Origin of the sequence: Pseudomonas cremoricolorata DSM 17059 = NBRC 16634 (assembly GCF_000425745.1) — a bacterium.
GTDB lineage: Bacteria > Pseudomonadota > Gammaproteobacteria > Pseudomonadales > Pseudomonadaceae > Aquipseudomonas > Aquipseudomonas cremoricolorata.
Genome location: NZ_AUEA01000023.1, coordinates 1 through 5,131, shown reverse-complemented (window position 1 = coordinate 5,131; position 5,131 = coordinate 1). Strand labels below are relative to the sequence as shown.

The window sequence follows — 5,131 nt, the reverse complement described above, 5'->3', positions numbered from 1 at the left end:
TCGACCCAGTTCTTGTCACCGGTGGTCTGGCCGTAGCCCACCGAGCCGCTGGCGCCCGATCCAGGGCCGACCACCACCGTGGCGCTGAGGTCGAACTCCTCGCCTTGCACCTTACCGGTGTCGGGCAGTGAGCTGACGTTGAGGTCGCGGCCGCCTGTCGAGCAAATGTACGGGAAAAGCGGTGCCACACATGTATTTTCATACCTCGATCAAGGTATTAATCCATACCAGTTACTGTCTGTTAGAAGCTACGTGTCAACGCCTAATTCTTCAGCAATCTCCCTCAGCCGCAGTGAAAGCTCGACAATTTCATCCCTGCCAAGACCGCAATATGTCGACAAGGAGTCACTTGGAACATTCTGAACTAGAGCTAATCCGCACGAAACAAAATACTTAAGCTCTCTTGGCGTAACTTTCAAATCAATGTAACACTGCTCATCAAATGGCTCTTTCATTTTTTGGGTTACTACTATTTTATGTAATTACACCAACCGACAACAACTTGATCAGCTCCAAAGACGGTAGCTTCTGGGATAGCCAATTTCCGCCACTGACGAATCAACACATAACGTCAAGTCGACCACAATAAAACCGAATAAGATCTCCGATTCGTATGTCGCTTGGAAAAACATCATATAATTCAATCATGACTGGACCTGCAACAACTAATCGCTTTTCTGGGTCAATCACCTCAGTCAAGATCTCATGGGCAAAACTCGCATCTATCCTACCTTACTCCGTATAATAACCATTCATTCCTGCTGGCAACTTTTTAGAGGTATCGCAAGTCGTCAATAGCCACTTCTAGATGCTGCCCTTTTATAATAACTTCTCCCCAATCACCTGCTAATTTATATCCATTTTCGAGAACAACGAAGCTGTCTATGTTTCCGTAATCAATATCGCCCGATGAATCTTCATAAGCCATGAACCTCCGGCTGATCCACTCCAAAGATTCCACATTCAGAAAACGTAACAAAACCCTTATGTAGCAGTACATCTGCCCTGGCAGGGGCTTTTTGTATTTCGTGTGATTCTCACCAAGAACCAGCTCCAACTCAAAAACTAGCGAATTCTCCCTCTCATCAACCGCTAGAACATAGCTATTTTCGAGGTAGATATTTGAAAGCACAGGTATCTCATGATAGTTCATACAATTTCTTAAAGATCGAAGTCAATTGGGGTATGGTTTTCCAAACTCTTTCTAGTGACAGGATTGCCAAAAGCATCTGTTGTTTGGCCTGTTGCACTTTTGAACTCAACATGTGGGTTAGAGCTTCCTAGTGCGCGTGAACCTCCTTGTTTTATTGTTATACGAGGATTTCACTCTCATCGATGTATTTACAATGACCTCCATCAGTCTGAGTCGGTGTCCAACCTTGAGCTTCAGCATATAACTTCAACTCACTAGCCTTTAGCGTTCGACCAGTTTCAAAAATCTCCTCAATGGCTTTTGCGCCATCCCCTCAATCAACCGAGTCCTGATTCAACAGCCCCGATGCTGGCAACATCTCACCAAACCTCATGAGTCTCGGCTCTGTAATTCTTTTCAATACGCTCAACAAGCAATGGCGCACTGATAATTCCTCTTGTGGAATGCTTCAGCTCTTCCGAGCTAATCTCTCTCTCCAGCCGAAGTGGTTCGCTTCCATTCCATAGCCAAATAGAACCGCCCGGCCCGCCATTCCTGGAACGGAACGTAGGAAACACTTGTAACCTTTCGGGAACCGGAACATTTGCCACAACGGATAGAAGGCCTTGATTTACCGCACTTTGAACAACAAAAAATGCGGAAAATTGTGGTTCACCATCAACAACAACCGAAAAATCTTTTGGTTTTTCATTATGAAACCCGGGAAAAACACGTATTAAAAAACCAAATTCCGGATGCTTATGAGTAACTTGCGCATATGCGACCCCCTGCGAGGTTAACACCTGCAAAATGTCGCCCAGCTTTACCTTCTTAGCCATTTAAAATCCTTCATATTCAGCTTTTTTCAGCAGCTCGGCGCCGCGAATCAAACCCTGCTCATACTTAGTCGGGTTTTTGACAGACGATATAGAGTTAATCTTATTAATTAACGTGCCGCCATCTTTACCAAGGCCATGGTAGTCGATCAGTGTTTGCTCGACTGCCCGTCGTCAGCACGTGAAAGGCTCTGTAAACTCTCTATTCTGTCAATCGTGATGCCTTTTTCTCTGAGGTGAGCTTGACCGCGCTTAACGATTTAGTCGGTTACTCCAACATAACGAGTCACACCATCCACAACGCAGTTATTAACTGCGTCCGGGAATAAAACTGTTATGCCCAAGAACATGCTTGCCTTGCCGCCGAGCGTGAATGTTGCTGGCTACGTTGACCAGCGAGGCACCTGTGGCTTTTGGACCAAGGAATTATGCCTTCACCGGAAAAATGCTTCCCCGATCCCAGGCGACATTGTTTTCGCGAAAAACACTATCTAGCTCATCGATAAATTCCGCACAAAATTCGCTTGTGGCCTTGTTAATACCAAATTTCTTAAGCAAACTTAAACTTAAATCTGTACAACAAAGAAAAGGCTCTAGCCAATACTGCTCCCCCTCCTCTGAAAGCTCAAACGGATTAAACTCGGACAACTTCTCACAGAGTGCGCTATAGCTCTGGATCCCGTGCAGCTCCATCCACTCTACATTCCATACCCTCCAAAAGCCAACCACTAAACACCTATATATAAGGTCGACAGCATACTGCCATGACCGGGCATCTGGCGACATGCTCAACCCGCCCAATATTGCGTGAGGTGTATAGTCATCTAGCGTCAGAATGTAAATATTATTCTGGATAGAAACTGAATATTCGGTAGAGACACTACTCACCGCACCACCTCACTTCTGACGGGAAACTTAAGCTTTAGAATCTGCCCTTTACCAGCCTGATTTGCATTCAAGGCATTAAGGCTAGAGCTATTTATCTCTACCGTCGCAGTGGTTGAGGGAATTGCAGCGCTTGCCTGACCAGCTGGACGATATGTAACCCATGCACCCTCTGCAGTCTGACCCCGCCAACACCCAACACATCCGGCTATTGACTTCTTGCTGATCTGTGAGCCACCGAATACTTGACTGACAAAATTCTCCGCAGTGGCGCTTGGGTTAGGACTGGCAGGCATCTCTCTTGGCGTACCTGGGCCGCCTATGGGAGTGCCAGGCAATTTCCCTGCCTTCAAACCATCGACAGCTTGTGTATTGAGAACTGTACTCTGGGCCTTATTTGAAAGATCAGGCCCTTTAGGGTTTTGTGCAATGCGGTCTAGTGCAGCTTTCTCAGCATCAACAATCGAATTCCCCGTCGCTTTTGGACCATTAACTCACAGAGATAAGGCTCACTCCCTCACTGATCACTATTTCCACTGGGATTTCATCATAGACAAAAAGCTCATCACCTAAGTTTAAAATGGATAAGCAAAGCCCGTTATCAAACGAGAGAGCAACGCCTATCACTACGTCGTCCGCCAAGGACTGCACAAGCGATGCTGACACTAACATCCTTCCTACAACATCGGAGAAATAAGGCTCACCAGAGATACAAAAAATATCTTGCCTACCGTATTCACCTAGATCGCAGCTTGAAATCGGACTCAAGGAAAAACAGAGAGACGCACCATCAGATCCGCCATAGAGCTTCCCAATTTCAGAATTTTCAAATAGAAGGCCAATCTCTTGGGGGGCAGAATCCCTCTCGGAAGAGAAAACATGAAATAGAGCATTTACTGTCAGTAGTTTCTTCCCGAGCACTGCTAACAGCCAGGCAATCATAAGTTCAGGAAAGTTCATTACCTGACGCCTCCCTTCAATGCGCTCTGCACAGATGGATTCTGAGTTACACCATCCTTCAGGATAGTAACGAACGTTCCATCAGGCTTCGTAACAACCACATCATTACCCTTGACTCTGAAAAACACATCACCCCGTGCGCCATTTGCTCCTTGCCCAGCAAAAGTCCCGGGGATTACCTTTTCAGGGTTACTCCCAACGTCATGAATTTTATCGAGTACCATTTTACGATCTGCTGGATTAGCCGCGTTGCCGCCGAAATCTTCAACGTGCTTACCGAGCTTTTTACCCAGCTGCTTTGAATTTACCTTAAATGCTGCACCAGCACCTACGCCACTTGCAGGAATAGATGTGGCACCAGGTTTTGGAAGAAGACCGGACACCTCCCCTTTTGGACCATCCTCCCCATCAACCGAATCCTGATTCATCACCCCCGGTGCTGGCAACACTTCCACAGGTCGCGAATAGTCGCCACCTGTGCCATCGACGATCTCGCGACCGCCCGTCGACCCCGAGCTTTCAGGCCTTCCACCAGCAGCATAGCCCTCACTCGAAGGATTTTTGCCTTGGGCTTCGGCAATAGGATTCGCCAGCTTCGAGTTATCCCCATCCAGCAAGTGCACAGGGAAGGCGGTGCCAAACAGGTATTTCCAGATTTCAACCGATGTGCTGACCTGCTCCTTGGCGGATTGACCGGCTTTTGCAGTGGCTGTTGCTACCGCATTCGCCGCTTCGCGCAGCTTGTCCTGTGATTCAGGCGTAGCGAGCGCGGCGCTCAGTGCAAGCGCGACTCCTCCGGCCAATGGCACCACTGGGGCGAAGTTTGAAACATAGTTTGGCGTTTTTAGCGAGTCGATCAGGTCGAGTGTTCGTCGTGTTTCTTCCGGGTCGCTGGCACCCAGTGCCGTCAGTCGAGTAACCAATGCCTCCCCACTGCTGCCCAACTTGCCGCCCGCCATTCTTTCAAGGGCGGTCCTGATACCGACCGCGCGCTTGCCGTCATCCTGACTTCTGAGCTGTTGGGCCAATTCCGTATCACGTACGCGATTCTCCACGAGGTCGTATCTGAGACCTACGGCAGCCCCAAGCGGCAAGAGCCAGCCAGCGTCGATCAGATCTTTCAGATTCTCGGTAGCATTGCGGGTGTTCTCGCCATACAGGGCTGCACTTTTCTGCCACCGATCGCGGGTTTCCACAGGACTGAGAGCGGCCTCCGTCGAACTCTTGGTCACATACAGATCAGTCCGCCGCTCATCATCCTTGGTGACTTCATACGCCCGATCCACATCGCGGTTCAGGCCTGTGGTCGAGTCCTGGC

Annotated in this window: 5 protein-coding genes and 1 pseudogene; all 6 read right to left on the bottom strand. The window is 48.5% G+C overall.

Annotated features, from left to right (window positions below; translation table 11 throughout):
• Positions 1 to 188, bottom strand: a 188-nt coding sequence (locus tag H618_RS21925; RefSeq protein ID WP_033727803.1) for a hypothetical protein, incomplete at its 3' end; no start/stop codon positions are given.
• 584 nt (positions 189 to 772) lie between these two features.
• A complete protein-coding gene (locus tag H618_RS0118800; protein WP_028696534.1) occupies positions 773 to 1,153 on the bottom strand; it encodes a hypothetical protein in 381 nt (126 codons plus the stop codon).
• A gap of 359 nt (positions 1,154 to 1,512) precedes the next feature.
• On the bottom strand, positions 1,513 to 1,971 hold the full coding sequence (locus H618_RS22655; protein ID WP_081673820.1) for a hypothetical protein: 459 nt from the start codon (positions 1,969 to 1,971) through the stop codon (positions 1,513 to 1,515).
• Between the two features lie 423 nt (positions 1,972 to 2,394).
• A complete protein-coding gene (locus H618_RS22135) occupies positions 2,395 to 2,661 on the bottom strand; it encodes a hypothetical protein (protein ID WP_050577358.1) in 267 nt (88 codons plus the stop codon).
• Between the two features lie 681 nt (positions 2,662 to 3,342).
• Entirely contained in the window at positions 3,343 to 3,813 is a 471-nt protein-coding gene (locus H618_RS22650) for a hypothetical protein (protein WP_081673819.1), read from the bottom strand.
• Positions 3,813 to 5,131, bottom strand: a pseudogene (locus H618_RS22900) (hypothetical protein); the annotation flags it as partial. The pseudogene H618_RS22900 and the gene H618_RS22650, both read right to left, overlap by 1 nt.

What these genes read in the sequence shown, in the direction of transcription:
- H618_RS0118800 (WP_028696534.1), bottom strand. Translation starts at nt 1,153, where the DNA reads ATGAACTATCATGAGATACCTGTGCTTTCAAATATCTACCTCGAAAAT.
- H618_RS22655 (WP_081673820.1), bottom strand. Translation starts at nt 1,971, where the DNA reads ATGGCTAAGAAGGTAAAGCTGGGCGACATTTTGCAGGTGTTAACCTCG.
- H618_RS22135 (WP_050577358.1), bottom strand. Translation starts at nt 2,661, where the DNA reads ATGGAGCTGCACGGGATCCAGAGCTATAGCGCACTCTGTGAGAAGTTG.
- H618_RS22650 (WP_081673819.1), bottom strand. Translation starts at nt 3,813, where the DNA reads ATGAACTTTCCTGAACTTATGATTGCCTGGCTGTTAGCAGTGCTCGGG.